Origin of the sequence: Bradyrhizobium sp. C9, from assembly GCF_002532045.1 — a bacterium.
In the GTDB taxonomy this organism is placed as follows: Bacteria; Pseudomonadota; Alphaproteobacteria; order Rhizobiales; family Xanthobacteraceae; genus Bradyrhizobium.
This window is the reverse complement of record NZ_NWTG01000016.1, coordinates 97,255-124,034: the sequence shown is the minus strand read 5'-3', so window position 1 is coordinate 124,034 and position 26,780 is coordinate 97,255. Positions and strand designations below refer to the sequence as shown.

The 26,780-nt window shown below is 59.9% G+C and carries 30 protein-coding genes and 1 pseudogene; 22 read left to right on the top strand and 9 right to left on the bottom strand.

All coding sequences use genetic code 11. The features are described from left to right. The first annotated feature begins 10 nt into the window (after window positions 1–10). Both CO675_RS27105 and CO675_RS27100 read left to right on the top strand, forming a co-directional pair. Entirely contained in the window at window positions 11–1,132 is a 1,122-nt protein-coding gene (locus CO675_RS27105; RefSeq protein ID WP_097674896.1) for an aldo/keto reductase, read from the top strand. A gap of 136 nt (window positions 1,133–1,268) precedes the next feature. Next, window positions 1,269–1,463 (top strand): hypothetical protein, encoded by a 195-nt coding sequence (locus tag CO675_RS27100; protein WP_097674895.1) that lies wholly within the window; start codon window positions 1,269–1,271, stop codon window positions 1,461–1,463. Window positions 1,464–1,639: 176 nt separating this feature from the next. Here CO675_RS27100 and CO675_RS27095 read toward each other — a convergent pair whose 3' ends face one another. The 7 genes from CO675_RS27095 to CO675_RS27065 form a co-directional block, all read right to left on the bottom strand. Beyond that, entirely contained in the window at window positions 1,640–2,869 is a 1,230-nt protein-coding gene (locus CO675_RS27095; protein WP_097674894.1) for a tyrosine-type recombinase/integrase, read from the bottom strand. A 186-nt stretch (window positions 2,870–3,055) separates the two neighbouring features. Next, window positions 3,056–3,571: a hypothetical protein gene (locus CO675_RS27090; protein ID WP_143279132.1), complete on the bottom strand. Its 516-nt coding sequence runs from the start codon at window positions 3,569–3,571 to the stop codon at window positions 3,056–3,058. A 128-nt stretch (window positions 3,572–3,699) separates the two neighbouring features. Continuing rightward, window positions 3,700–4,488, bottom strand: a complete 789-nt coding sequence (locus tag CO675_RS27085; RefSeq protein WP_143279131.1) for a hypothetical protein — start codon at window positions 4,486–4,488, stop codon at window positions 3,700–3,702. A 10-nt stretch (window positions 4,489–4,498) separates the two neighbouring features. Then, entirely contained in the window at window positions 4,499–5,047 is a 549-nt protein-coding gene (locus tag CO675_RS27080; protein ID WP_143279130.1) for a hypothetical protein, read from the bottom strand. Then, entirely contained in the window at window positions 5,044–5,853 is an 810-nt protein-coding gene (locus CO675_RS27075) for a hypothetical protein (RefSeq protein ID WP_097674890.1), read from the bottom strand. The genes CO675_RS27080 and CO675_RS27075 overlap by 4 nt, the downstream gene beginning before the upstream one ends. Next, window positions 5,850–6,074, bottom strand: coding sequence for a hypothetical protein (locus tag CO675_RS27070; protein ID WP_097674889.1), 225 nt, complete (start codon window positions 6,072–6,074; stop codon window positions 5,850–5,852). The genes CO675_RS27075 and CO675_RS27070 overlap by 4 nt, the downstream gene beginning before the upstream one ends. Window positions 6,075–6,322: 248 nt before the next feature. Further along, window positions 6,323–6,982 carry an XRE family transcriptional regulator gene (locus tag CO675_RS27065; protein WP_097674888.1) on the bottom strand — a complete coding sequence of 220 codons (660 nt, stop codon included), beginning with the start codon at window positions 6,980–6,982 and terminating at the stop codon, window positions 6,323–6,325. A gap of 63 nt (window positions 6,983–7,045) precedes the next feature. On the opposite strand from CO675_RS27065, the gene CO675_RS27060 reads away from it, so the two are divergent. From CO675_RS27060 to CO675_RS27025, 7 genes are all read left to right on the top strand, one after another. Next, the gene (locus CO675_RS27060; protein WP_097674887.1) at window positions 7,046–7,441 is read left to right on the top strand and encodes a transcriptional regulator; all 396 of its coding nucleotides are present in this window, start codon (window positions 7,046–7,048) and stop codon (window positions 7,439–7,441) included. Window positions 7,442–7,546: 105 nt separating this feature from the next. After that, window positions 7,547–7,897, top strand: a complete 351-nt coding sequence (locus CO675_RS27055) for a hypothetical protein (protein ID WP_143279129.1) — start codon at window positions 7,547–7,549, stop codon at window positions 7,895–7,897. 298 nt (window positions 7,898–8,195) lie between these two features. Then, complete coding sequence (locus CO675_RS27045; RefSeq protein WP_097674884.1) at window positions 8,196–9,584, top strand: replicative DNA helicase; 1,389 nt, start codon at window positions 8,196–8,198, stop codon at window positions 9,582–9,584. Further along, window positions 9,581–10,576 (top strand): LvrA C-terminal domain-related protein, encoded by a 996-nt coding sequence (locus CO675_RS27040; RefSeq protein WP_097674883.1) that lies wholly within the window; start codon window positions 9,581–9,583, stop codon window positions 10,574–10,576. Before CO675_RS27045 ends, CO675_RS27040 begins: the two co-directional genes overlap by 4 nt. 300 nt (window positions 10,577–10,876) lie before the next feature. After that, entirely contained in the window at window positions 10,877–11,188 is a 312-nt protein-coding gene (locus tag CO675_RS27035; protein ID WP_097674882.1) for a hypothetical protein, read from the top strand. Next, complete coding sequence (locus tag CO675_RS27030; protein ID WP_097674881.1) at window positions 11,185–11,772, top strand: DUF6362 family protein; 588 nt, start codon at window positions 11,185–11,187, stop codon at window positions 11,770–11,772. The genes CO675_RS27035 and CO675_RS27030 overlap by 4 nt, the downstream gene beginning before the upstream one ends. Further along, the gene (locus CO675_RS27025) at window positions 11,769–12,161 is read left to right on the top strand and encodes a hypothetical protein (protein WP_097674880.1); all 393 of its coding nucleotides are present in this window, start codon (window positions 11,769–11,771) and stop codon (window positions 12,159–12,161) included. The genes CO675_RS27030 and CO675_RS27025 overlap by 4 nt, the downstream gene beginning before the upstream one ends. Before the next feature lie 15 nt (window positions 12,162–12,176). On the opposite strand, the gene CO675_RS40145 is transcribed toward CO675_RS27025, so the two are convergent. Both CO675_RS40145 and CO675_RS42030 read right to left on the bottom strand, forming a co-directional pair. Then, the gene (locus tag CO675_RS40145) at window positions 12,177–12,647 is read right to left on the bottom strand and encodes a hypothetical protein (RefSeq protein WP_143279127.1); all 471 of its coding nucleotides are present in this window, start codon (window positions 12,645–12,647) and stop codon (window positions 12,177–12,179) included. 325 nt (window positions 12,648–12,972) lie between these two features. After that, the gene (locus CO675_RS42030) at window positions 12,973–13,131 is read right to left on the bottom strand and encodes a YodC family protein (protein WP_502693412.1); all 159 of its coding nucleotides are present in this window, start codon (window positions 13,129–13,131) and stop codon (window positions 12,973–12,975) included. Between the two features lie 113 nt (window positions 13,132–13,244). Here CO675_RS42030 and CO675_RS27015 point away from each other — a divergent pair, with 113 nt between their 5' ends. From CO675_RS27015 to CO675_RS26960, 13 genes and pseudogenes are all read left to right on the top strand, one after another. Next, window positions 13,245–13,619 carry a DUF5681 domain-containing protein gene (locus CO675_RS27015; RefSeq protein ID WP_143279125.1) on the top strand — a complete coding sequence of 125 codons (375 nt, stop codon included), beginning with the start codon at window positions 13,245–13,247 and terminating at the stop codon, window positions 13,617–13,619. Beyond that, window positions 13,504–14,978, top strand: a pseudogene (locus CO675_RS41565) (terminase large subunit domain-containing protein). The gene CO675_RS27015 and the pseudogene CO675_RS41565 overlap by 116 nt, the downstream one beginning before the upstream one ends. Further along, entirely contained in the window at window positions 14,978–17,242 is a 2,265-nt protein-coding gene (locus tag CO675_RS27000; RefSeq protein WP_097674876.1) for a portal protein, read from the top strand. The pseudogene CO675_RS41565 and the gene CO675_RS27000 overlap by 1 nt, the downstream one beginning before the upstream one ends. A 71-nt stretch (window positions 17,243–17,313) precedes the next feature. Further along, window positions 17,314–18,156, top strand: a complete 843-nt coding sequence (locus CO675_RS26995) for a hypothetical protein (protein WP_097674875.1) — start codon at window positions 17,314–17,316, stop codon at window positions 18,154–18,156. 30 nt (window positions 18,157–18,186) lie between these two features. Next, complete coding sequence (locus tag CO675_RS26990) at window positions 18,187–19,425, top strand: P22 phage major capsid protein family protein (protein WP_097674874.1); 1,239 nt, start codon at window positions 18,187–18,189, stop codon at window positions 19,423–19,425. A gap of 56 nt (window positions 19,426–19,481) precedes the next feature. Then, window positions 19,482–19,706: a hypothetical protein gene (locus CO675_RS26985; protein WP_097674873.1), complete on the top strand. Its 225-nt coding sequence runs from the start codon at window positions 19,482–19,484 to the stop codon at window positions 19,704–19,706. Continuing rightward, the gene (locus tag CO675_RS40680; RefSeq protein WP_158231309.1) at window positions 19,706–19,876 is read left to right on the top strand and encodes a hypothetical protein; all 171 of its coding nucleotides are present in this window, start codon (window positions 19,706–19,708) and stop codon (window positions 19,874–19,876) included. The genes CO675_RS26985 and CO675_RS40680 overlap by 1 nt, the downstream gene beginning before the upstream one ends. Further along, window positions 19,857–20,273 (top strand): hypothetical protein, encoded by a 417-nt coding sequence (locus CO675_RS26980; protein WP_097674872.1) that lies wholly within the window; start codon window positions 19,857–19,859, stop codon window positions 20,271–20,273. The genes CO675_RS40680 and CO675_RS26980 overlap by 20 nt, the downstream gene beginning before the upstream one ends. Beyond that, the gene (locus CO675_RS26975) at window positions 20,267–21,694 is read left to right on the top strand and encodes a packaged DNA stabilization protein (protein WP_097674871.1); all 1,428 of its coding nucleotides are present in this window, start codon (window positions 20,267–20,269) and stop codon (window positions 21,692–21,694) included. Before CO675_RS26980 ends, CO675_RS26975 begins: the two co-directional genes overlap by 7 nt. Continuing rightward, window positions 21,694–21,909 (top strand): hypothetical protein, encoded by a 216-nt coding sequence (locus CO675_RS40140; protein WP_143279124.1) that lies wholly within the window; start codon window positions 21,694–21,696, stop codon window positions 21,907–21,909. Before CO675_RS26975 ends, CO675_RS40140 begins: the two co-directional genes overlap by 1 nt. A gap of 3 nt (window positions 21,910–21,912) precedes the next feature. Then, the gene (locus CO675_RS26970) at window positions 21,913–22,602 is read left to right on the top strand and encodes a hypothetical protein (protein WP_097674870.1); all 690 of its coding nucleotides are present in this window, start codon (window positions 21,913–21,915) and stop codon (window positions 22,600–22,602) included. 3 nt (window positions 22,603–22,605) lie between these two features. Beyond that, on the top strand, window positions 22,606–24,069 hold the full coding sequence (locus CO675_RS26965; protein WP_097674869.1) for a hypothetical protein: 1,464 nt from the start codon (window positions 22,606–22,608) through the stop codon (window positions 24,067–24,069). Next, the gene (locus CO675_RS26960; protein WP_097674868.1) at window positions 24,070–26,733 is read left to right on the top strand and encodes a hypothetical protein; all 2,664 of its coding nucleotides are present in this window, start codon (window positions 24,070–24,072) and stop codon (window positions 26,731–26,733) included. It begins immediately after the preceding gene. Window positions 26,734–26,780 lie beyond the last annotated feature (47 nt).

The following is a 26,780-nucleotide window of genomic DNA, read 5'->3' as shown; positions in this document are numbered from 1 at the left end:
GGAGGCTCCAATGACCGTCTCAGCGTCCGAAGCGACACGTGCAGGTGCGAAAGTCACCGCGATCGGGCTTGAGGTGCAAAGCGCCGGCGGCATGAAGTACCGCAGGGTCGGCAAGTCCGGACTAACTGTATCCGAGATGGGTGTCGGTTGCTTTTCCTTCGGCGAGTTCGTCGATGCGAAGGGCGCCGAGGCCGTGGTGCACCACGCGATGGACCGCGGCATCAACTATTTCGACACGGCCGACAGCTATGGCATCGGCACGTCCGAGGAGAGGCTCGGCGCGGCGCTGTCCGGCCGACGGGAACGCGCGGTGATCGCCACCAAGTTCAGCAACCGGATGGATCACGGTCCAAACGATATCGGGACGTCGCGGCTTCACATCGTGCGGGCCTGCGAAGCGAGCCTGCGGCGGCTCAAGACTGATTACATCGATCTTTACCAGGTGCACTGGCCGGACCGCCGCACGCCGATCGAGGAGACGCTCGGCGCGCTGGACGATCTGGTCCACGCTGGCAAGGTGCGGTACCTCGGCGTCGCCAACTTTTTCGAATGGGAGATCTGCGAGGCGTTCTGGATCGCCGAGAAACACAATCTTCAGAAGTTCATCTCGACACAGGACCACTACAGCCTGCTCTACCGCGACATCGAGAAGCGCATGGTGCCGTTCTGCGTCAGGTATGGCATCGGCATGAACTCGTACTTTCCGTTGGCAGGAGGGTTGCTGACCGGCATGTACCGGCGGGATGCGCCGGCAATTCCTGGCACGCGTGCCGCCGCGAGCCCGAGCTACGCGGCATGGAACAGTCGGCGCAACTGGGACGTCCAGGAGAAGCTCAAGGCGTTCGCCGAATCGAGGGGGTGGACGCTGCCACAGATGTCGCTGGCATGGCTGTTGTCGCGTCCGGCGATGTCGACGGTCATCGCCGGAGCGGACAAACCCGAACACATTTCCCAGAACATCGGGGCACTGGAGATCGCGTTCACGCCCAAGGATCTGACCGAGATCGACCGCTTGACGCTGGTGGATGAGGATCGCAGCGTGGCGCCGGTCTATCGCAAGCTGCGGCCCGAGAAGGTTCACGAATTCGAGCCGATGCAGGTCGCGAATGCGCGCGGCCTGGGTACGCGTTAGCGTTTCCCGTAGCGATGCAGCACCTCCGGTCGGCGAAACGCAGTTCTACTTGATCAGCGGACACTCGCTCTCGGAAAGCGGCCGGAATGCCTGGTCACCCTGAATGGTCGCCAGCGCCTTGTAGTAATCGCAGGCCGTGCGCAATGCGCTGTTCGCGCGAACCGACCTGCTGAGACGGGTGCAAGCCCTGTTCGACCAGGCCGACGTGATCGTCACGCCGACGGTCTCGGTGCCGGCCCTCCCTGTCTCGCAGCGCGCCGACAGGCCCCTCATGCTTATCGAGCGCATCGTCGGAGTTCAACTTCTTGTCGAGCCGGATCTGGGGCGGTGAAAGGTCTCCGCGGAGCGCGGACCGCTCCCACAAAAGTGCACGTTTCTGGTGCGGTCGTCGCGCTGCGGGCAACGAGAATCCGGTAGGACATTGATCTCTTTGGTGGGCCCGGCAGGACTCGAACCTGCAACCAGACCGTTATGAGCGCCGGAAAGATGCATAGGTTCGTTGGAAACTCATGATTTTTTCGGCAGTTTGATAACGTTCGTCTCGGTTTGTTCACTGCGTTTCTGTGGCGTAGCTGTGGCGGTAGATCGCCGCTTTGGCTTCGCTGTCATCTTCTCGACAGCGTCCGCCAGGAAGTCGGGATGATGATGGCCATAGACCCTCAGCAGGGTCTCCACTGACATGCCGAGATAGCCGGCGGCCTGCCATGGCTCGGTGCCGTTTTGCATCAGCCAGGTCGCAGCGGTGTGCCGGAGGGTGTGCGGCGAGATGCCCTTGCCCAGCTTTGCGAGCTTCACAGCGCGCGCGAAGGCCGTCTTGACCGACGCCACCGGCTGGCCATTGAACTCGACGAAATGGCGCTTGATGATGCCGCGCGCGTGCCAGCGCCGCAGGTGCGCCAGCAGGCGAGGAGGGATCGGCATGGGCGGCTGGCGCTTGTTGGTCTGCGCCTGTCCCTGCCGGCGCCGGTAATAGACGCCCCGCTCCAGGTCGACGAAGGACCGCCCGATAGCCGCGATCGGCGAGGCTGAGGCGATCGCACCAGCCCGGGTTCCGCTATAGATGCCTATGACGATAAACCGCGCCAGATGGCGCAGGGGCCGCTTCTCGGTCTCGATCTTCTGCCCCTTGTTCGGCCCGCGGTGCACCGTCTGGATCTCTCGGGCCCGCCAGCAGACCCAAATCAGCCTGGCGGCCATGTCCCGCGTCAACCATCCATCGCGAGGCTCGCCCTTCTTCGGCAGTTTCACCTTGACTATGCCGCGGTGCAGTCCCTCGTCCGCGTGGTGGGTAATTGCCGATCGCAGGTCTTCCAGGTCGCGGCGAGCTCCGCCCTTGTTGCCCCGCTCCTTGACGTATTCGTTGGACTTCGCCTTGTTGACCTCACCCAGCATCAGCTTGCCCCAAAAGGCGTTGAGGCGCTTCATCCTGGAAACGTACTTCTTGGAATCGGGGGCGTCGTCGCCGTAAAGGTCCGGCCGATCATCGACGAATATGGACAGCACATCGGCGATCGGGATGGTGTCGATGTCACGTTCCTTGCGCTGCGGCGAGTATTTCCCGTCGATGTATGCCTTTAGCGCTCGCTCAGCCTTTGCAACTTCATGCTCAAGGCATCCTGTGCCGCGATACTTGGGGCCATCTCGGATGATCCAGGTCGCTCGGTGGGTGATCCTTCCGGAGGCGTCGCGCCGGGCAGGGCGAAGCTCGAGCCTGGCTCCTTTGCTTCTACGCGGCATTTCCTTCGCATCTCCTCAATACCGGCCAAGGTCACAAAGTGCTTGCCGGCGATCTTCTCAGGGATCAGCCGGCCCCGGTTGATCTCGCGGCGCAGTCCGGCGACCGTCATACCGCCCTTAGGAAAGGCGATCCTGACGGCGTCTGCAAGCCTCATGGGGGCGGTTTTGTCGACCTCGGCCATGACTTCAGGCGTAATACCTTGCCCGGCGCGCGAACGGGTCGAAGGCTTCCGGGTTCGTGTCTATGATCTCGCCGTAGATGTCGATGACGGCCGGCGCGAATTGCTGTCCAACGAGTCTCATCCCGGCAATATCGGAGTGGGTGGCGATCACCGTGACGTCGGCTTGGATGGTCCCGACGAACTCGTCAGCGGCACCGAATATGTATGAGATGTTCTTCGGCTTCTGGCTTAGAAGGACTTTGGCGAAGGTCCAAGACCAGAGCGGGTTTGCCTCGAAGCAGTAGACACGCTTCGCCACCCTCGCAATGTGGAGGGAAAGCAGGCCGATACCGCCGCCGATCTCGACGACAGTCTTTCCTTCGATCCGTGGCTTTAGATGCTCAACCAAAGCGGCCGCGGTCTCATCGTCAATTACGGTCAGCACGGCGGCTGAATTGATGTTGTGACGGTCCCGGTACTCTTCCATTTCCTGCGAACCCTCGAACTGGTTGTAGATGTCCGACAGAAGCATCTGCAGCATCGGCTGATCGACTTCCGCAGTGCGATTTCCCATCTTCATTTGGGAGGACGGACGCGACGAGCCTGGGGCAGGGGCCGTCGCGTCCGTCGTGCCGATGTCAGTAGTGGGGCGTGCCGACATCGGGAGCTTTACCGAAATGAAGGGTTGGCGAGCGCTGTCATAAGGCGCTTGCTCAGAGCTGCTATCTGATAGGGATTGAACTCGATCCGGTATTCGGGACGAGCAACTTCCCACTTGGCTAAAGTGCGAATGAGGTGGGCAGCTTTCTGGCAATCCAGCCGAGACGTAAGCTTGATTGAAAAGCAGGCCTCGAACGTCAGGCTGTGAAGTGCGGACTCGCGCGCCGCAGTTTCGACACGGAGAGCGTAGAGGCCAGATAGTTTCTGATCCTCCAGCAAAGCGTCAGTACGGGCCTTCAGCGTTTTGAGACGTTCGATCTTTTTTTCTTTGATGCAATTGATTTCGATCCAAGCTTGCCCTTGAGCGCGAGCCTCTTTGATCCAATCGTCAAAGTACCTGATCACCTCGCTGGCGAAGCTTGTTTCTCTACCTTCTCGAGGAAGCACAACGAGGGGGAATGACTTCGTTCTGTTCGCCGGAAGCTGCTTGCACAGCTTGGCCAACCGTTTCCTCGCCGCGACAATATCGCGATATGCGCGTTCCACGTCATCGAACACAGCCGAAGCTGAGTTTTTGTGTCGCCGATTTTTCCGGATTGATCGAACCAATGTTGCCGCTCGACGAAGGTATTCAGCGCAGAACAAATCCGAGAACGACTTCTGATTCCTTAGGGGCGCCGAGGGCTCCGGAAATCGGCGTTTCGACTGCTCCTCTCGGTTCCGAGCAGCGAAGTGGTTCCTTGCTGGAACGGCTGGAACAAAGATCGGCGGAGCTGGGACTGATTGTGTGGCGATCATTGGATACTCTTCAATCAAAAATGCTAGCGTTCGGATTGTGAAATAGCGTCGAGCGATGCAGGCCCTTGAAAACCTCGCCGCTCTCGACGAGTTTAACGATGTCGTCACAACGTTTCCGATCGCGGCTCTTGATCGCTGCTGTACTGATAGCAGTTGCGCCGATCAGCCCCTGAATGATGCCGCCGATCTCCAGGAGAAAGCCGAGCGCGACGGCATCGATCGCGCGCCCCTTGCTGTCTGGGCGCAGTTTGCGCGCGGCTTTAGCCATGTCGTCAACGATGACACCAAGGTCGGAGGCCCCGCCGTTGTACATAAGCATGGGAAGGAAGGCGCGGGCGTACTCGCCGCCTGTTTTCAGGTCTTGGCTATAGTTCCCGGATGGAATGACATTCCAATAGCACGGTTCGCGATTTTGCGTGCCATTGAGAAAGAACGGCAGTTCATTCCTCAACTTGATCGGATCGGGCATCTTAGCTTTACGTGCCTTCCGCCCTGCAATCTTGGTTCGACGCCGGATCGGGGTGCTCAAGTTCGGTGTTTGGTGCGCAAGTGCAGTCATTGCCATAGCCCCTTGTCGATGGTCTCGATGAGTGGAGTGTCGCCTTCTCGAAATGCGGGAAGGTCGAGCGAAAGCGGTCCGAACTTGTTATGGTCGGACCGGAAGCTGGCGCGCACGAACTGGGCGACGTGTTGGGCGATAGCATCGGGCCGGATATGACCGGCGAACACCGCCTCGACCATGTCACTGACGATGTCTTGGCGCTGATCCCGTGGCAGCCCGCGCGGGACGACAGCGTTGATGCGATCGAGGAGATCGACCGCAGCCAGACGAATGATTGCGGGCTTCGCCGGCTTGATGATCTCGACTTTGCTATTGACGCGGCCCTGCTTCCAGGCGGCGTCCATTCGATTTGCGATCTTCGGGTAAAACAGGCGTATCGCGCGCCAGCGCCCGACACTGCCAATCACGGGATAGATGTCTGCCATCTGACCGGTGCGTCGGACGGTCTCAAATGCCGCCTCCAGCCGCTCGCGGCCGACAGCCTGGAGCACGTTCTTGGTGTACCCAAAATAGAGTGTGCCATCCTTTGATGCCCGGTCCCGATATCGCTTTTGGGATTCGAGCTTCATCGTTGCAGCCTTCTCGGGATTTGCTGCTCGCCATGCCTCCCGCTGGCTTTTGATCCGCTCAGGATAGCGCCTCTGGTAGCGGACCTTGGCCTCTCTCAGGCAGGCGACGCAGATCCGATATCCCCGGCGCGGGTGGTGCCGCAGGTTGTCGCCGACCAGGGCATGGCCGCGCTTGCAGGTCGTTAGCGAAACCGCAGGAGGTTGCGAAAGCTGCAGGTGGTCGCCGGGCATCATGGCAGCGCCCTCCGCACGAACCGATACGGGCGCACCTTGCGGTACTGGAGCGGAATGGTCGGATCCGGCATCGCTGGCTGATCGCCGGTAGCGATGAACGGATCGCCGTTGAACATCACCACTTCAGGGTAGGCGCCGCCGACCTCGACCACGACGTGGCCGGTCTCGGTGAAGCGGTCGTCGACGCCGATCAGCCGGATGGCTTGAGAGCGGACGGTCACTGAGGCCTCCGTCGGAAGGCAGCACAGATGCTACCGGACTGGTCCAGATCGATATCTGAGCTGATCTGCGTGTGGCCGCGATTGCAGGCTGTCACGGAGCCCGTAGGCTCTTGGGAAATCTGGCTGCGGTTCCGGACCATCGGCGAGCTCCAGTCTGTCGATGGAGTGTATAAAGCATAGCTTTAGTTGATAGTCAAGCAATGCTTTACATTGCGACCGCAGGGCATAGCGGCGCCGGCTTGACCCGGTTACAGGTCCAGCGTCGTGCGCCTAACGCGCCCCACGAGGATCTGCTCAGCTTCGGTCTGGTCTTTGAGGTAGATCGGTTCGTGGATGGGATTTGTCGAATAAGGCTGCAGCCGCGCTGGATCGGAACGCCATATTCGATACGCCACTTTTCCGCGGTGGCAGAACACATACGGCTTTCCAGGCACCAAGACTCGGTCGGCCTTGTTCACGGCGATAATCGACCCTTGTGGGGAGATCCTATCCATTGGGTCGCCTTGGACAGTGAGGGCGATATATTCACCGCGACCGAGATTGCTCATAATGATCAAAGGGTACTGCTCTGACGCGGTCGGCGTCATCGGCGCGGACAATTTGCTGGCGGGTAATGCGTCCATCAACCGAACAAACACCGTGTGACGGTCGTTCGGCGTTGGTGCCGCATCCATGGCTTCGCCTCCTAGAAGCCATCCGGTCGAGATTCCCAAGAAGTTAGCGATCGTTATGAGCTTGTCGGACTCGGGAGTTGCTTCGCCTCGCTCCCAGCCCGATACTGCTTGTGGAGTAACCCCCAGCACGTTCGCCAATTCGGCCTGGGTTACTCGCCTTCCGATGCCAAATGCGCGAGCTTCGGCAATGCGTTTTCCGATCGATTTTGTATCCATATCAGCATGATAAAGCATGGCTTTACTCTGTAAACAAAGCAACGCTTTACTTTAAACTCAAGCTATGCTTTATACGGCGGCATGGCTGAGAAAGACCAAGCGCTCCTACTTGCAATCAGAGCCGTCGGAACCGGTGACGCTCTGGCCGCCGGACTTGCGATTACGCCGCAAGCTATATCTCAGTGGAAGCGGGTGCCACTTCGCCGGGTCTTAGAGGTCGAGCGATTGACAGGAATCCCGCGGCATATTCAGCGGCCAGACCTGTACCCGCCGCCTAATGCACCGAGAACCCCATCCGCCGATAGTACAGCGGACCGTGCCTATCGATCAGATCAGCATCCCACGCCCGATACCGCGCGATCGCTAGAGCTAGGTGCAACTGCCGCGACGGCGGCGCCGGTTGCCGGCGATGTCGGTGCCGAACCTTCATCACTGGATCCTCTTCAACAGGCGCCGGTCGGCGCTGAACAATTGTGATCGGACGTCGCCAAAGTTTCCTAGGCCGCGGCGACGGCCGGCTGAGTGTGAGTAGCGTCAGGCGTAACCGCCATCCGTGCTCTCTCCAGACAAGGAGAAGCACGGATGGCATCGGAAAAATCCGACAAGGCATCGGAAATGAGCCGATCAACGACTTTGGATGAGGCTTCGAGCCTCCTGCGACAGATCGCTGGCGATGGCGAAGCCGGAGAGTCCATCAAGGGCATATTCCGGCGCCTGCAGCGCAAGCTGACGGGGTGGTCGCCGGGCCGTATCCGGGACGTCTGGTACCGAGACCGGCGCGTGCGTATCCGCGCCGAGGAAGTCGAACAACTCCGTGCGTTGGCCCCGCCTGCGCAGAATGCCGGGACAGATGATGCGCTTACCGAACTCCGTAGCCGAATTGCTCGCCTCGAACTCTTACTGGAGGCGGCGAGTTCGCCGATCCCTCGCTGAGGGACTGCTGCGATTGGGCGTGGCGGGCTCGCATTGGGCCGAACGTGTCGCATTGTGGATTGATCCTTCGGTCGAAACTGAACTCCGGAGGCTAAGCAGTGGCCGCTGAGATCAAGCAGCTTGAAACGCGCGTGGATCGGCTGTGGCGCGAGTTTTGTGAGGCTCGCGAGAAGGCTATGGCTTCCAACTCGATCGAGGATGGGTTGGCCGCAGGCCGCTCGTGGTCACGCTTCCTTGCCGAGTTTGTCGGTGACCGAGAGACCCGAGCGGCAGTCCATGGCGGGGTTCCGAGCCGCCAATGACCGTTCCGCCGATACCGCCTCATAATATCGAGGCCGAGCAGGCGCTGCTCGGCTCAATTCTGCTGAACAACAAGCGCTATGGCCTGATCGCCGGTACCATCGATCCGAACGCCTTCTTTGAGCCCCTTCACGCTCAAATCTTCCATCAAGCAAGCCAGATGATCGCCGCCGGCAAGGTGGCAAACGTGATCACGCTTAAGGATGCCTTCCCGGATATGCAGATCGGGCGGGGCATGACCATCGCGCAATACCTTGCCCGGCTGTCGAGCGAGGCCGCGGTCACCGAGCCCGAGTTACAGACGTTCGTCGGTGTCGTGCGCGATCTCGCACAGATGCGCGCGGTGATCGGCGTCGCTGGTGATCTCCAGCGTTCGTCGGCCGACGGGGTGCTGCCTAACCTCGCGATTTCCAGCGCCTGGGACCAGCTCGACGAGCTCCGGGCATCAGCAACGACCGATCCGTCTGTTCGAGGCTCGTTCCGCGATTTCGTGCCGCTCTTGCTCGATGAGGACGGCTCCTACGTTGTCCCCTCTGGACTGGCGGATCTGGACCATACGATTGCCGGCGGCTGGAGATCGGGACGCCTCTACATCCTCGCAGGGCGTCCCGGCATGGGTAAAACGGTGCTCGGAGCATCCGCCGCACGGCGCATTGCTCGGAAGGGGGCTGGCGTGTCGATTTTCTCGCTCGAGATCGACACCAAGGAAATAATGGCGCGGCTGGTAGCCGACGAGCTTGCTCACACCCAGATGCCGATCCCGTACCGCGATATCGTCGCGGGTTCCCTTGACGAGGGCGCGCGAAATCGCGTGGCCCAAGCGGCCGAACGCATGTCGAAACTGGCAATCCGCATCGACGCATCGGGTGGCTTGTCGATGGCGGAGATTGAAGCTCGATCCCGGATTGACCGCGATGTCTTCGCCCGGGCGGGCATGCGCCTGGGTGCCGTCTTCGTCGACTACCTCGGCCTCATCAAGTCGTCGGATCGGTACCGCGGCCAGCGCGTACACGAACTGGGCGAGGTGGCGCTTGCCGGCAAGACCATGGCCAAGCGATTGGATTGCGCGGTCGTCATGCTCTCGCAGCTGAACCGCTCGGTGGAGAACCGGGACGACAAGCGCCCGACAATGGCGGACCTTCGCGATTCCGGGAACATCGAAGAGCACGCCGACTTTGTCGGACTGATCTACCGGCCGTTCTACTACATCGAGCGGTCACCCGGCTGGCGCGACCTTGACCCAAACGTGGTGGAGCAGGGCGAGCAGCAGCGCGACAAGCTGGAACTGATCGTCGGTAAGAATCGTCTGGGTTCGACGAAGCTGATCAAGCTGTGGTGCAATCCAGCCCTCTCTGCGGTCGACAACTTGTCGAGGTACGGCTCATGAGCGAGCGCGGGTTCTATGTCGTCGATCGCGGCTTTTGGCAGCATCCGTTCTTCGCGCCAGAGCCCTACACAGAGCGTGAGGCGTTCCAGTGGCTGATCGGTGAGGCGGCGTATCGGTCGCGCAAGCGCAACGTCGCTGGTTCGCTTGTCGAGCTCCAGCGTGGTCAGCTTTGCGCATCCGTCCGCTTCATGGCGCAGGCGTGGGGGTGGAGTAAGTCGCGCGTAGATCGTTTTTTGAAACGCTTAAAAACCGAGACGATGATCGGGACTGAAAATGAGACACGTCGCGGGACGCACCCACTCATCATAACCGTATGTAATTATGAAAAATATCAGGGGTCGATGGATGAAACCGGGACAGAAAGCGAGACGCAATCAGGGACAGATGATGGGACGCTCGCGGGACAGCAGCGGGACAAACGAGAAAACAATAAACAAATAAAACAAACACAGACGCGCGCGAAGCGCGCTCCGGCGAGCGTTGGACGTTTCAACGAATTCTGGGCGGAGTACCCGCGCCGAGATGGTCCCAATCCACGGAAAGAAGCCCTGAAGGCCTATCAGCGCGCCGTGGAATCCGGCGTCGACGAGCAGGTCATGATCGATGGCGCCAAGCGCTACCGCGCCGATCTGCGCCGTCGAGGGCAAGAGGGAACGAGGTTCATCCCGCAGGCGGTGACGTGGCTCAATCAGTGCCGATGGGAGGATGATCTGCCGACCGCTGCCCCAGCGTCAGCTCCGAATTTCGCGACGGAGGGTGCTGCCGTCGATTGGCACAAGTGGATGAACGGCTACATGAGGATGCCGGCTTACTCCCGTTCCTGGTTCGGGCCCGGTGGTGAGCCCGGGCGAGAGGGCTGCGAGGTCCCCTGCAGCATTTTGCGCGAATACGGGATCGAGCCGGTGCCTTGGATACGGCGATCGGACGGCAAGCAATTCGGCATTGAAGACAACGGAGGGCGCGATGAACTACCACGTCAAGCTGCTGGCTGATGCCATGGGCAGCCGCTCAGCACCGCCCAACATTGCAGGGCTACACCCGGTAATTGGATCGTGGCATCGCCAGGGTCCTTGGATCAGGGGTAGGCGCCGCGGCACTTATCAGGCCTGCTACGCTCGATCCGTTCCGGATCCAGCTGAACGTCGGCACCCCGTCGTGGACGCGGCCATCGTCCATGACGAAAGCGCCGTGAGTTGGGTGCTCGATCGCACGCCTGGAGCGTTTACGCGCATTACACGCGCGGTTGGCGACTCGCGATCGATGGCTACAGGAACCGCGGAGCCCGTCGGCCCATGACGCCAGAGCAATTCCTGGAACGCAATCCCAACTGGAAGCAGGACGCTTCCGAGCTCTGTGGGCTCACGGTCCTTCGGATGATCAAGGATTCGCGGCTGCCGATGCCATGGACGGATGAAACGGTGACGCTGATCGGCGAGATGGCAACGAAAATGACCTTGGAAATCTTCGAACAGCACCGTGCCCAGATGGGCGATGACCTATTCGGCGAACTCGTCCTGTTCATGGGCGAGGAAGCGATGCGCTATGCCAACCTGGCGCGATCTGGCACTGAGTTGTCCGCTGCCAAGCGGGAGACGCTGCAGTGACGCCGAAACAGCAGCATTCCGCCCTCAAGATCGCGATCAAGCGCGGGATCGTGGTGCTCGACGCGCTCGGCGATAACGAGCTCAAATTCCAGAGCGTGTCGCAGGTCTGGAATCGTGCGACCGCCGACGCCGCCTTGGCTTACGGATACAATGAAACTCGTGTCAGGATCGTGCCGACGGCTCGGGAGATCGCCCAGGCTGAGACGGTGGCCGATTGGCTGGCGTGGCTAGGGCATCACCACGGCGGCGTCCAGCGGTTGGTGGCTTGGGCGCACGATGATCCGATCTGGCGGATAGCAGAGCGGGAACGTTGCAGCGAGCGCACGATCCACAATCGAATCGATCGGTCCGTGGCGCTGATCCTCCAGCAGTTCGGCGGCGTGGAGGTCGAGGTCGAACTCGTCGACGAGCCGGCCGGTCGCGCGCACCCGCCGAATTTCATGACCGAGCGGGGCATGGTTGGGGTTAACCCGGTCGTTAACCCGCACGGCAAGGTCTGGATCGGCGGCGTCGGCTGGATGAAGGATGGGAAGCGGTGGCATGACGGCCAGTATAAGGCGGCTCGATTTGAGGGGCGCTCATGATCGATCTTGCCGACTACACCAAACCGATCCGCGATGCGCTGCGGAATGGGGGATTTGCCTGCGTCTATGCGGTGGCTAGCGCGGATAAGACTCGCGTCGGGTACTCACAGGATCTCCCGTCGACGATTACCCGGCTGCAGGCCTCGTCGCCGTCCGAATTGTCTTTGGAGGGCGCGCTATGGGTGCCTGACAGAGGCATTGCCACGAATATCTCCAAGGCCGTCCATTGTGACCTGATGCCGAACAGGACATCCGGAGGATGGTTCAATCTGCCGGCGCCGAGCGCCGCGCAAGCGATCGAGATCGCAGCCTTTCGCATCTATCCTAGTGCCGCGATGGTTTGGCATAACGAGTTGATGCAGCAATGTCGTTGGAGAGCCATTGGATGATGGAGATATCGCCCACTAACGGTCGGGTTTCTTTGAAGACTGCCGCTCAGACTGCCGCCGCTGCTTTTTGGCTTGGCGTTCTTTGTGGCGCTGTTGCTGTCTGCTCATCTTTGGTTTTTCTTCAGGTCTTGACTGGCTCTCCGCCGGTCGCGAGGTTTGAGGGTAAGGGTCTGCTCCAGTGGCATAAACATGAACCTGGTCGATTAGTTTGTTCCAATCAAGTGTCGTGTTCATTGAGCACCCTGCCAACAGAGCGAACAACAACGACGCAAGGATTGGCTTCGCACTCGCGGAGACTTTTTTCTGAATAGCCCCGGCTAGTTCGGGAGATGCTGTTTCTATTCTAGAGAGAACTTCTGCGTCCGGCTTGCCCTGTTCGGCATCTCGTAGAGCCGATTGGAGGACGGAAAGAATTGCAAGCGTCCGGGCTGGTGCACTTTTTACGCGGATGGCATTGCTGACAAAGTCAAATGTGCCATCTATCACTTGGGCTGATCCTCCACAGCCGGGACAGCTGAGCCACATGTCTTGAAACGATATATTCCTGACGTCCCCCTCGACGCTGAATAGGTTGGATACGAATACGAGTCCGCACTTATTGCAATGGCTTGGTAGCCCCGTCATCCCGCCCCCCCCCTGCTTCCGTACCGTTTTAGCAAGCTATAACGTCGCTAACCGTTTATACTTTAGGTTGACCCCTTGACTTCTGCAGCGACATGGCCACAAATGGCATGCAAATCAGCTTGAGTGAATAGATGCGCCCGCCCGGAGATATCCGCGGCGGGCTTTCTTATGTAGAACCGGCCCAAGCCTATCCTATTACTGGGCCGCCGTCGTTGGATTCAAGGACTGTCGGCTTAAAGGATTGGCCCTTTAGTTCCTGGTTCTTATCGAACCATTGGCACCAGATATTCCCATCCGTTTGAATGGACGAGATTGTCATGAGGGGGCCACCAGATTTAAGGCGCACAGTATCACCCGGCTTGAAGTCAGCCACAGCAGTTCTCCTAAATTGAAAGTAGTAACATCAGCCTAGATCAACGCCAGATAAAGGCAAGTAGACCGAAAGTCGGTGAAATCGGCATGACTGATCAAACAGAGAATGAACAGCGGCCGGAACATCTGTTTAAGCCGGGCCAATCTGGCAACCCCGCCGGTCGCCCGAAGGGCTCCCGGAACAAGCTCGGCGAGGAGTTCATCCAGAAGCTCTATGCCGACTTCCAGGAGCACGGCGAGGCCGCGATCGTGAAGGTTCGCACCGAGAAGCCCGACGCTTACCTCAAGGTCATCGCTGGCATCCTGCCGAAGGAACTGAAGATCACCAATGAATCCGATCTGACAGATGAGCAGCTTATCGAGCGTATCAGGCAGCTCGACTCCGTCATTCGACCTTTCCTCGGCTCTGAAGGAGAGGGCGGCGCTGGCGGCCGAGATCAGCCGCCGGCTGTCACGCACTAAGCTCAAGCGTTACAAGCCGTACAGCAAGCAGAAGGTCTTTCACGCGAACGGCGCAAAGCATACCGAGCGCTTGTTCATGGCGGGCAACCAGCTCGGCAAGACGGTTGCTGGTGGAGCTGAGTGGGCGATCCATGCGACTGGCCGCTATCCGGATTGGTGGCAGGGCGCAGTCTTCGACAAGTCGCCGCTGCTCTGGGCAGGATCCGTGACCGGTGAGAGCACGCGCGATAACCCGCAGCGCATTCTGGTGGGTCCGCCTCCGAAAGAGGAGGAATGGGGGACGGGTTTTTTGCCTGGTGATGCGTTGGTTGATTGGGATCGCGCTATGGGCGTGCCTAATCTGCTTGATAACGTACAGGTTCGCTGGGGAGGCGGCGGCGACGTTCAGGGCGGCATCGCTGTGGTGGCCTTCAAGGCCTACGAGAAGGGCCGCGAGAAGTGGCAGGGCCCGACTGTAGACGGTGTGTGGTTCGATGAGGAGCCGCCGCAGGACATCTACACCGAGGGCCTGACGCGAACCAACAACGGGCAGCGGGGGCAGTTCGCCATGCTGACGTTTACGCCATTGCTCGGCATGTCGGACGTGGTGCACATGTTCATTCAGGAATGCGGGCTGGAATGAGCCGGTCGATTGTGAGGATGACAATCGATGACGCGGAGCACTACACCCCTGCGCAGCGCGCAGCGATCATTGCGAGCTATCCGGAGCACGAGCGGGAAGCGCGCGTAAAGGGCATTCCGACGCTCGGCAGCGGTCGCGTGTTCCCGATCGCCGACGAGAAGATCACGATAGACCCAGTTGAGATTCCGCGGCATTGGGCTCGGATCAATGGGCTAGACTTTGGATGGGATCACCCGTTCGCGGCCGTGTCCTGTGCCTGGGATCGCGACGCTGATGTTTGGTACGTGACGGCCATCTATCGAGAGGCCAAATCGACGCCGGTCATTCATGCGGCGTCGATCAAGCCGTGGGGCGACTGGATACCCTGCGCATGGCCTCACGACGGCCTGCAGCACGACAAGGGGAGCGGCGACCAGCTCGCCAGCCTCTACAGCGACCAGGGCCTGAACACGCTCCCTGAGCGCGCTACGTTCGAGGACGGCGGCAATGGCGTTGAGGCCGGTGTGATCGAAATGCTCGACATGATGCAGACCGGTCGCTTCAAGGTCTTCGCGCATCTCAAAGAATGGTTCGATGAATTCAGGTTATACCACCGCAAGGATGGCAAGATCGTGAAAGAGCGTGACGACCTCCTGTCGGCGACTCGGTACGCGCTGATGATGAAGCGCTTCGCTGAGACCGCGCCGAACTCGCGCGAGCGGAAGCCGCGTGCCGGCGGCGGCTGGATGGGCGCGTAATGGCTGACGATTACGACGATAACGATGCCGACAAAAGCGCCCCTGACAAGGATGACGCGCCTAATTCCGACTGGGAAGAGGTGCATCGTCAGGCGCTAGAGGAATACGAGCGCGATTATGAGCGCGAGCGCCACAACATCAACGATGCCTATGAGGATTTACGGTTCCGTCGAGGTCGTCTTGAGGATCAGTGGGATCCGTTGGCATTGCAGGCTCGCAAGGGTCGCCCGTGCCATGTCGTGAACAAGCTGCCTCAGTTCGTCCGTCAGGTGACTGGCGACATGCGGCAGTCACGCCCGGGCATCAAGGTCGTACCGGTCGATAGCGGGGCCGATATCGAGACGGCGGAAATCCGCGCCGGCATGATCCGGTATGTGGAAAACCGGAGCAAAGCGAAGCACATTTACACCACCGGCGCCGACAGCCAGGTGACGTGCGGTATCGGTCACTGGGCCGTGACGACGGAATACGCCCACGCCGGTACGTTCAATCAGGAACTGCGGGTTGTCGGCATCGAGGACGGTGTGTCTGTCGTCTGGGATGCGGACTCGTTCCTGCCGAACAAGGCGGATGCGGATCATTGCTTCGTCCCGAACGACATGACGACGGCTAAGTTCAAAAAAGCTTGGCCGAACGCCAAGGCTGATGGGTTCGATACCGGAATCTACGGCTGTACTTCCGGGGCTTTCGATAGCTGGGCGACGGACGACTGCATCCGCGTGATGCAGTATTGGAAGAAGAAGCCGATCAAGCGGACGCTGGCGCTTCTTCCCGATGGTTCGATCGAGGATTTGACCGACCAGATCGCGGGATTTGATCCGGAACAGGTCAAGACCGGTCTTGATTGGCTTGCTCAGCAGAAGGGTGCCCGGATCGAGGAGCGCGAGAGCTACAAAATCTGCCGCTACCTGATCACGATGGCGGAGGTTCTTGAGGAGCAGGACTGGCCCGGCATGAATATCCCGGTCGTGCCTGTGATCGGCGAGGAAGTGCGTGTTGGGCGCGAGATTTACCGGCACGGCATCGTTCGCTATGCCCGCGACCTTCAGCGGATGGAAAACTACTACGCTTCGGCCGAAACTGAGGTGATCGCACTTCAGCCGAAATCGCCATGGATCGGGACCAAGAAGCAGTTCCAGGATCATTACGACATCTGGGAAACGGCCAACACCGAGGCGCATCCGTTCCTGGAGTACACGCCTGATCCGGCAGCGCCGGGACCGCCCCAACGGGTTCAGCCGCCCGTAGCCTCCCAGGCCATCATCGAGGGCAAGCAGCGCAATTCCGAGGATATGAAGGCCGTTATCGGCATTTATGATGCCAGCCTCGGTGCCAAGTCCAACGAAACCAGCGGCGTTGCCATTGCTCGCAGGGATGCACAGGGCGATACCGGGACGTTCGTCTATCACGACAATTTTGCGCTGGCGATCGAGCGCACCGGCGAGATCATCAACGAGCTGTTCCCGAAGATTTACGACACGCAGCGGACGATCCAGATCCTTGGCGACGACGGCAAGCCAGATTTTGTCGAGATCAATAAGCCGATCATCATCGGAGGCGTCGAGAAGATCCAGCATGACATGTCGTCTGGCTCCTATGATGTGGTGATGGAGGCCGGCCCGAACTACGCGACCAAGCGTGAGCAGGCGCAGGACGGCATGACAGAGTTCATCCGGGCATTCCCGCCGGCCGCACCGCTGATCGGTGACATCTACGCCAAGTCGATGGACTGGCCGCACGCCCAGGAGATCGGCGAACGGCTGGAAGAGGCGTTGCCGCCTCCGATCAAGGCGAAGCTCGAGGCCGATCGGCAGCAGCGGGAGCGTGTCGCTGGAAAACCGCCATCGCCGCAGGAACAGCAGGCCGCGGCAGCGCAGCAGGAGCAGCAGCAGAAGGCTCAGCAGGCCGAAGCGGTCCAGATGGCCGTCGTGCAAGCTCAGCTGGACAAGGCGCGCGCCGAGGCGCTGGAAGCCCAGGCTAAGGCCCGCAAGGCGATTGCCGAGGCGCAGAAGGCAGAAGCCGAGGCCGGTTTCAAGCGTGCAGAGACCGCCGGCCTGCATATGGAAGAACTCCGCAACATCGAGCGACATGATGCCGAGATGGTGCGCGGCGACGATCAGCACCGGCAGGATAGGGCGCATAAGCAGGATCGGCATGAGGCTGATCTGGTCATTCTCGGCCTGAACGCGAACCGCGCGGGCGAGAAGCACGACCTTTCGATGGAACAGATGCGACAGCCGCAGGAGCCGGCGAGCGTCCAGTGAGATAGTCCGGCGCATTCGGTGCTGGGCATTTGGCAGCCGTCCTTCGGGGCGGCTTTTTTCATGAGTGAACCATGAGCGACGAAAAGACGGCGGAAGCGCTGGCTGACGACACGACCACGGATGCAACGCCCGTCAATGACGGCATTATCGATCTTGATGCTCAGCCCGAGGTCAAGGACGAAGCAGCGGAAGAGGAAGAAGGCGAAGCCAAGCCGGAGGGCAAAGAAGAGCCCGAAGGCGAGGACAAGCCGAAGAAGCCGAGCGGTGCACAGCGGGCCAAGTTCCGCGAGCAGCGCCTGCTCAACGAATTGCAAGCGCGAGAGCGCGAGATTGAAGAACTCCGGCGTTCGACGCCAGCGGCGAAGACCGCAGGCGAGGGCGAGGATAAGCCGCCGCGTGAGGAAGACTACAACGGGGATTGGTTCGCCTGGCAACGTGCACTGACGGCGTATGACGCTGGCAAAGCCGCACGGGAAGCCATCAAGGGCGAATTCAAGACCCGCGAGCAGTCAGAGCACGAAAAGCGGCAGGTTGAAGTCGCTCGGGAGCGCAGTGTTGCGCACGCCGAGCGGGTCGAGGACGCGCGCGAGGTTATCGCGGACTTCGATCAAGCCATGGAAGGAATGAAGGGCGTCAACGTCCGTAACGATGTGCTCGATGAGATCATGTCGTCGGATAAGTCGGCCCTGATCGCCTATCACCTCGCAAAGAACCCCGACGAGCTGAATGCACTCAACAGCATGAGCGGACGCGAGCTGGCCCGAGCGATGGGACGGCTGGAAGCCACTGTTCGGATGCCGGAAGCGAAGAAAGCAACATCCGCTCCCCCTCCGTTATCGAAGCCGAAAGGCGGCGCCAGCCCTTCAAGCCCTGAAGCGGACCTTCAGGCATGGCTCAAGCGCAAATACGGGTGAGGGAGCCATTCCGCAAAGGAATAGGCTTCAATGGCTAACACTACCCTCAATGCGTCGATCATCGCGAAAGCTGCGGTCGGCATCCTCGAAAACGAGCTCACGATGGCCGGCATGGTCTATCGTGGCTACGAAGACGAGTTCGACAAGAAGATCAACGGCTACACGGTCGGTGACACCATCACCATCCGCAAGCCGACCGACTTCACGGTTCGTAACACGATCACTGCATCGCCGCAGGACGTGAGTGAAGCCAAGCTGACCCTGCAGATCAACCAGATCGCCGGTGTGGACTTCAAGTTCACCTCCCAGCAGTTGACCCTGAATATCGCTCAGCTTTCCGAGCGCGTGATTCAGCCCGCTCTGGTTCAGGTTGCCAACCAGATCGATGTTTCGGTCATGTCCCTGTTCAAGGACATCCCGCAGTGGGTTGGTACCACGACCGGCACTCCGATGGGGTCCTTTGCCGCCTTCGCCAAGGGCGCGCAGAACATGGATCAGCGCTCGGTGCCGCAGGGCAACCGTTCCGCAATCCTCAACCCGGCGGATTACTGGGGCATGGCCGGTTCGCAGACCGCTCTGTTCTCCCAGGCGATCAACAACAAGGCCTATCGTCAGGGCCGGATCGGCGAGGTTGGCGGCATCGACACCTATATGTCGCAGAACGCGCCGACGTTCACTGTTGGCCCGCTGGGCGGCGCTCCCGCCGTCAACGGTGCCGCTCAGAACACTGCTTACGACCTGACCGGCGCCAACACCCAGACGCTGATCACCAACGCATGGACCGCTGCGGCGGCTCAGCGTGTGAACGTCGGTGACGTGTTCACCATTGCCGGCGTGTTCGATGTCAACCCCGTGACCAAGGCGACGCTTCCGATCCTGAAGCAGTTCACCGTGGCTCCGGGAAGCACCCTCAACTCGGACGCCTCTGGCAACCTGACGCTGACCATCGCGCCGCAGATCATTACCTCCGGCGCGTTCCAGAACTGCTCGGCGGTCCCGGCCAGCGGTGCGTTGCTGACCTTCGTCGGAACGGCGAATACGGCCTACGGGACCAATCTGTACTTCGACAAGAACGCTTTTGCGCTCTGCATGGTGCCGATGGTGAAGCCGCCCGGCTCGGTGGATTGCTCGCGCATCAGCAAGAACGGGATCAGCGTTCGCGTCATCCCGTACTATGATGGCACGAACGACGTGAGCAACTGGCGATTGGATGTTTTATACGGCGTCAAGACCGTCGATCGCCGGCTCGCGGTTCGCGTCACCAACTAAAGAGCATCGGGGCGGCCTTCGGGCCGTCCCTTTTTCTTTCCCGATGGAGGTGTGAAATGGCTGACGAGACTACGGCGACGTGGGGCTATAGCAAGAAAGATGCCCGGATTTTCGACCTCAAGGAAGGCGAGAGCCTGCCGAAGGGCTATTACTCGCATCCCGCAATGGTGCCGGGCTCGGACGCTGAAAAGCAGTATCGCGCCGACGCCGAGAGCGAGGGTGTCTCGGTGCCTTGGGAAAAGGCTACGGAGACTTCCGACGAGGGAAAGTCGGAATCCTGATGCCGACCGACAAGCAGATCGACGCAGCAACGGACGCCTATCTCAAGGCCCGCGGCTGGTCGGATGACACGATCAAGGTCAACGCCGTCACGCGCGCGGAGGTCCGCGATCGGATGGTTGCAGCCTTGAAGGCAGCGGAAGAGGCGGCGAATGTCCAAATCTCGGGCTGAGCTGATCAATCAGTGCCTGACGAACCTCGGCGTCATTGCACAGGGGCAGTCCATCTCGCCTGAGGAAACCAGCAAGATGGACGGCATAGTTGATCCGGCCGTCGCGCAGCTTGCGGACTTGGACATCTATTATGTTCAGGACGCCGGCAGTCTCGGTCCATCAGATGGTGCGATCGAGGACAGCGCTTTCCTGCCATTGGCAGCCTACATCGCCAACGAGGCCTGCGCGGCTTTCAATCTGCCGGCAGATGCCAAGATGCAGGCATTGGCGCAGATTGCTGAGCAGAAGCTGCGGACGCTTGCGGCGCCTGCCCGGACACGACGGACCTTGCAGATTGATCCCGCCTTGCGTCGCCGGTTTTGGCCGCGAATTGTCAACGGTAACTTTACGTGGTGAAGCGATCAATCCCGTTCCCGGTCCAGACGGCCCCAGGCGCAAAGTCGCAGGAGGGCGGCGGCCGGATCATCAATGGATACGCGGAAGAGCTCGGCGATCAGGCGCCGAACAAGACGGTTATTCGACGTGGGCCCGGCTTGGTGAACTTCGGCACGGCGGCCGGCCGGTCAGGCTACCGTGGCGCGATCATCGTTCAGAATGTGCTCTATGTCGCCTTCAATGGGAAACTCGAAAAGTGGACTGCCGCAGGCGGAGCCTCGGTCAACATCGGTAACCTGAACGGCACCAGGCGCGGTTTCTTCTCGTCCAACAACAACACGACGCCGGATAAGGTCTTTGTTGATCCTGATGGTAACGTCGCGACCTTCACACCGACAACTGTCACGAATTCTTATCCGGATCCCGACCTCCCGGCGGTCAACTCGGTGGATTTTCTTGACGGTTATCTGGTCTTCACGACTGGCGATGGTCGAGCCTTTGCGACGGATCTGAACTCGACTTCGGTCAACGCTCTTTCATTCGGGAAGGCCGAGGCGAAGCCTGATGGGTTGGTCAGGGTGGTGGCATGGGGCGGCCGCCTACTGCTGTTCGGAACCATTTCCACTGAAGTTTGGACAGACGCCGGAACGACGCCGTTCCCGTTCGCGCGCGCGACCGTTATTCCTCGAGGACTCGCTGGTCCTTATTGCGTGTCGGCATATGAAGATGGGTTAAGCCGTGGTCCGATCTTTGTCGGCGATGATAACTGCATTTATAAACTGGACGGCTACACCCCGACGAAGGTTTCGACTCCAGATATCGAGGGACTGATTGAAGCTGTCACGGACAAGACGACGCTAGAGGCCACGGCGTATATCTCGCGCGGTCATGCCTTCTTTCAGTTGTCGTCCCCGGCTTGGACGTGGGTGCTCGACATCTCGACTTCGCAATGGGCGCAGCGAGACAGCTATCAGCAGACGCGATCACGGATTTCCGGAGCGATCAACGCCTTTGGCCAGTGGCTAACAGGGGACACCCAGACCGGAAACCTCCAGTCCATTCAGACTGCGGCGAACGATGAGGTTAGCAATCCGCTGCGTCTTCGGATCGAAAGCGGGCCTGTCATGGATTTCCCCGGCGGCTCCGTGGTTGGCAGGGCTGATTTCTACTTTACGACCGGCATCGGCATCGCAACAGGGCGGGATCCAGACCAGACCGATCCCCAAGTAGAGATTTCGTGGTCGGACGATGGTGGACTCACTTGGTCAAATCCGATCTTGCGCAAGCTTGGTCGGCAGTCTGAGCCGCGGCAGCTTATTTCGCTCGTGTCGTGCACGGGCCGCACAAGTTGGCAAGGGCGCAGGTGGCGACTTGATGTTTCGAGCGCAGTCTATTCGTCGTTCATGTTTGGAACGATGTCAGATGATCCGCGAGCTGCTTGATGGCCCGCGTTCGTATTCCACCGGTAGATGTTCCGCCGATCGAGATCGACCCGGTGACGAAGCAGTTTCGATGGACGGCTGATTGGTATGACGTTCTGAAGGCGCTTGAGCGCTTGCGTCTGATTGACTTGGCCGATGTGACGACAGCGGTGCCTGCCGACACGAATACTGTTCGGTATAGCGCATCTTCGTCGAAATGGAATTTCGGAGCTTAGACGATGGGCCTTTTTACCGATCTTTTTTCCACGAAGCCTGCGCAAGATGCAGCAAACGCCATCAAGCAGGGCTATGCGACAGGTCTCGATCAGTCCAATACGACGCTCACCGGCGCTCAGACGAATGCTGACGCACTTTACGGGCAGGCATATTCTCCCTTTAGCAGCCTGATCAGCTCGACCGGCGCAGGTTCTGCTGCCTATGGCGACGCTACGGGAGCTAACGGGCAGGCGGGATTGGATCGAGCAAAGGCGCAGTTCACTTCTACGCCTGGTTACCAGTCTGGTTTCGACCTTCTAACGAACGCGAACGATCGTCTCGCAGCCTCACGCGGCATTCTCGCGAGCGGCAACACGATCGCGGACACGGCAAAGCTTGCGACGACTTACGCAGATCAGAATTACGGCAACTATGTCAATCGGCTTGCACCTTATCTGGGTGCGAACCAGAGCGCAGTGTCTGGGGGGGCTGGCGTGCTTACTGGGCAGGCCGGACTTGATACCGGCATCGCCGGCCAAAAGGCAACGAACCAGTGGAATGCTGCGACGGGATCGGGACAAGCTCAGGCAAATGCCGATCTCGCTGCGTACTCAACTTCAGGCAACTTCTGGAACACACTGCTCGGCGGCGCGGGTTTGGGGCTGAAAGCATCGGGTATTGGCGGTTTCGCTCCCTCGGCAAAGGCGGCTTAATCCATGGCTGGCTTCGGACCTCCTGCGGTCGATTTCTACAGCATGCTTTCTGGCCTCGGCGATACGATCCAGAAAAATCGTGTTGAACAGGCCAAGCGTGATGCATTTGCGCAAGCAACCACGCCAGGGCCTGACGGGAAAGTCGATTTTGGGAGAGCCATTCTCGGGCTTGCTCAGGTTGATCCGCAAGCGGCTTCTATTCTTGCCCAGCGACAGAACCACGAAGACCTGCTGAAGCAGCAGGCGATTGAAAATCAGCACTGGGTCGATACGTTCGGGCTGCAAAAGCGCGCTGCGGATCGGGCCGACGACCCGACGCCGGCTGGCTTTGTCCGAAAGGGGGATAATGCCGCTGTTCCGCTTGTTGGAGGGCCGGCTGATCCAAACTATCTGGCGAGTGTTGCTCGGGCGAAAGCCGAAGCAGAGGCACAGGCTGGCGGCGGGAAACCAATCGAATTTTCGACGCTCGGCGGTTCAAAGTTCTTGGTCAGGCAACCGGGCGGCGGATATACCGTTGTAGACCCCAACACAATCGGGCAGCCGGGCGCTCCTGTGCCGTCCACCCCGAAAGTGGTTGGCGATGCCGAGGGGGTTGCAAGCGGTCTGTACGATCCTCCGAAGGCGCCGGGCCAGCGTCCTCCGATCCAGGTGGCGGACGCTCAGCCGAACTTTGCGGCGAGGTTTCAGGGACAGCCGCCAGGTCAACCCGCTCAGCCGCAAGCGCCGCAGCCTCCGGTAGACATTACGGCGGTTGATCCTCAGACCGGGCGCCGCGAAAACTGGCTGAAGAGCCAGCCGCCGGACGTGCAGGCCTACATCAAGAAAATCGCCGACTACGAGATTGACCCGCGCACGACCTCCATTAAGGGCGGCCACCGCGAGCAGGTTTTGTCGGCTGTTGCTCAGTACGACCCGACCTATGATCAGAACAGCTTTGGCTCGCGCGCGAAGGCGATGCGTGACTTTGCAACGGGCACCCAAGGCAATGCCATCCGCTCGTTTGATGTGGCGATCGATCATCTCGATACGCTGCAAAAGTACTCTGATGCCCTGAAAAGCGGCGACGTGCGCCTGATCAATTCGCTCCGCAATAAATGGCTCACGGAAACTGGCTCCGCATTGCCGACGAACGTTCAGGCTGTCGCACCCATTGTCGGCGCCGAAGTCTCCAAGGCGATCATCGGCTCCAACAACGCCTTGGCCGATCGCGAGGAGTTGAGAAAGCCGCTCCAGATCGCGAACTCTCCAGAGCAGATATCGGGCGCAATTCAGGGCTACAAAGGCCTGATGGCCGGCCAGCTGAAGGGTCTCAAAAAGCAATACGAAGACACGACCGGGAAGAAGGATTTCGATTCCCGCGTTCGTCCCGCTACGCGCAGCGCGCTTCTTGGTGGCGGCGAAGGGGCGTCGTCCGATACTTCCCAGCCAAACGTCACCAGCACTGGCGTTAAGTGGAGCATTCAATAGATGCCGACTCTTAACATCGAGGGACGCTCTGTTCAGGTAGACGACAGCTTTCTAAAGCTGTCTGCCGACCAGCAGAATGCTACCGTCGATGAGATCGCAAAGTCATTTGGTGCAAAGTCCGATGCTGAACCGGCCGACCACGGCTTGTCTGAACGGCAGAAGCTGTCTCCGATCGAAAAGGCCGTCAGCCCGATCACCAGTTACCCTGAGACCTACCAGCGTATGAACAAAGAGGCGCGAGATCAGGTTTCGCGCGGCATCGGTCAGCTCTCAACAGGGTTTGGCAATGCAAGGGAAGCAAGTTTTGACGGGTTGTGGGACGCCGCAAAGGGCGCCGCGAACGTCGGGCTTGGCACGATTGGCTATGTCGCGTCACCTATCAGTGCTGCCTATCGCTCGGTTATCGGGCAGCCCGTTGAGGACGTAACCGGCATTCCTCGCGAGTACACGGAATTTGCGGCGCAATTGGCGACGCCCGGAATTGGGTTGCCAGGAACCGTCAAGACGCCGACGCCAAACCTTCCGCGTCCAGCTCCAGTCGTTCCTACCAACGAAATCGTTGATGCTGCGCGCCGCGTCTCTGAAGTAGCGCCGGAGCCGGTTAACGTTCCACGCGCATTTGCCAGCGACAACATGGCGACGCAGAGGACAGCGCAAGGTATCCGCAATCTACCAGTAATCGGTGATGCAATTCCACGCGCCACGGGCGAGATGACAGACCAACTGGGGAACGCGGTCAAATCAATTGCCTCTTCCTATGGCGAGGGAAGCGGGCCGAATGTTGCCAGCAGAATAGGACGCAATCTCGGTTCTCAGGCAGAAGCCGAGACGCAGGCTGCCTCTGCCGCTGCGGCGCAGAGTGATGCCGCGGTTTTGGCTGATTGGGAGCGGGCGCACACAGGCGCCCGAGACGCGATCGGCGCGGCTGAAACCAATGCGGCAGACGCCACAAGGCGTGCCGTTGGCGATATGTCCCCCCAGGACATGGGTGCGACGCTCATTGCTCGACTTCGGCAGGGCGAACGGGAGGCCCACGCTACCAAGGAGCGGCTATACGGTGTTGCCGCCAACAGTGACGGGGCGATAGATGCCAATGCCGTCCGAGGCATTCGCGCCGATGTCACGCGCTCGCTAGACGAACAGGGGTTGGTCGTAGATCCGATGTTGACGCCAGCGGCCTCCCGGATGGTGACCGAACTGGACAACATCTCGTCGCTGCGCATTCCGAACAGGGTTGCTTCGCCCACCTCGACGGTACCCGCTGGCAGCGATGTTAATGTTGCGGCCGTCAATATGCAGGGGCTCGAGCAAACCCGCAAACGGCTCAACGCGCTGTCTCGGGCTGCGACAAACGATGCCGATCGTAGGGCTGCACGCCACGTTATCGGAGCCTTTGACGACTGGATCGGGAATGCCTTTGACAATGCGCTGTTTTCGGGCAGTGACGAGGCGTTGCAGTCTTACCGTGCGGCGCGGGCTGCCAATGCAGATTGGCGCCAGCGGTTCGGGTTTAACGCGCGGGATGACGCAGACAGGATTGTCAATCGGATTGTAACGGGAGAGGTCACGCCGCAGGAGGTTTCAAACTACATCGTTGGAGCCTCCAAGGTGGGGGCCAAGGGCGTTTCGTCCCGCCTTCTGACAAGATTGGCTGATGCAACTGGCAACGATCCTGAGGCGCTCCAGGCCATCCGTGGGGGTGTCTGGAATCGTCTCTCTCAGGCAACAGAAGGGACGGCCGCCAAGCCCCCGGCGAAGATCATCAACGACATCCACGAATTTCTGAATGGCTCCGGCCAAGATGTAGCACACCGACTATTCACGCCAGAGCAGCAGGGCGTCATGCGGGCCTACGCCGATACGCTTCGGCGCGGTGGCCAGGCGCGCGAAACACTGGAAGAGGCTGCCAAGAACACCAAACCAAGCCCGATGGAAACCAATATCGGACCGATGCAGGAGCTCGCAAGCGCTGTCCTCGGGAAGAATGGCAAGTCAGACGAAGCACTTTTCAACGCCATCGACTCTTATGCCAAAGCGGGCGGCCGGTCTGACGTTCAGACGTTGGCTGATATCGTGCGCAACATCCCCGTTAAAGATCGCGGCGACTTGGCTGGCTCGATCATTAGGAATCTCGGGCAGTCAAAACAGACGGGCGGCTTCTCGCTCGACCTGTACGCCTCCGAATGGGCTAAATATACGCCGCAGGCCAAAGCAATCCTGTTTGGCAATTCCGGGCCGTATCGCACTGCGCTAGACGACATTGCCAAGATATCGCAGCGCTACAAGGATATCGGCAAGCGATTTGGCAACCCATCTGGGACGGCGCAGAACGCAAACTTGCTCGGCACTGCAGCATGGGTAGCGACATCACCGTATACCGCTATTCCAACCCTTCTGGGCGCTGGTGTAGCGGCAAAGATGCTGTCCGCGCCAGCCGGCGCCTCGAGCTTGGCCAAATGGGGTAAAGCCTACGAGGCTCTCCAATTCTCACCAGATGCGCAGCGTCTTGTGGCCTTCCAGATAGCGTCTCGAAACCTGACGAATACCGCTTCAGGCTTCGGCGCGAACGTCAATCCGGCGGATTTTATGCGGCTGATCCAATCGCCTCAAAAGGCAGCAGCCGACGAACAGCAGCCCCAAGTTCCACGGCGCGTAAGCCAGTAAAATGACTACCACGCAATATACCAACAGCGCCCACTGGGGCGCTTTTT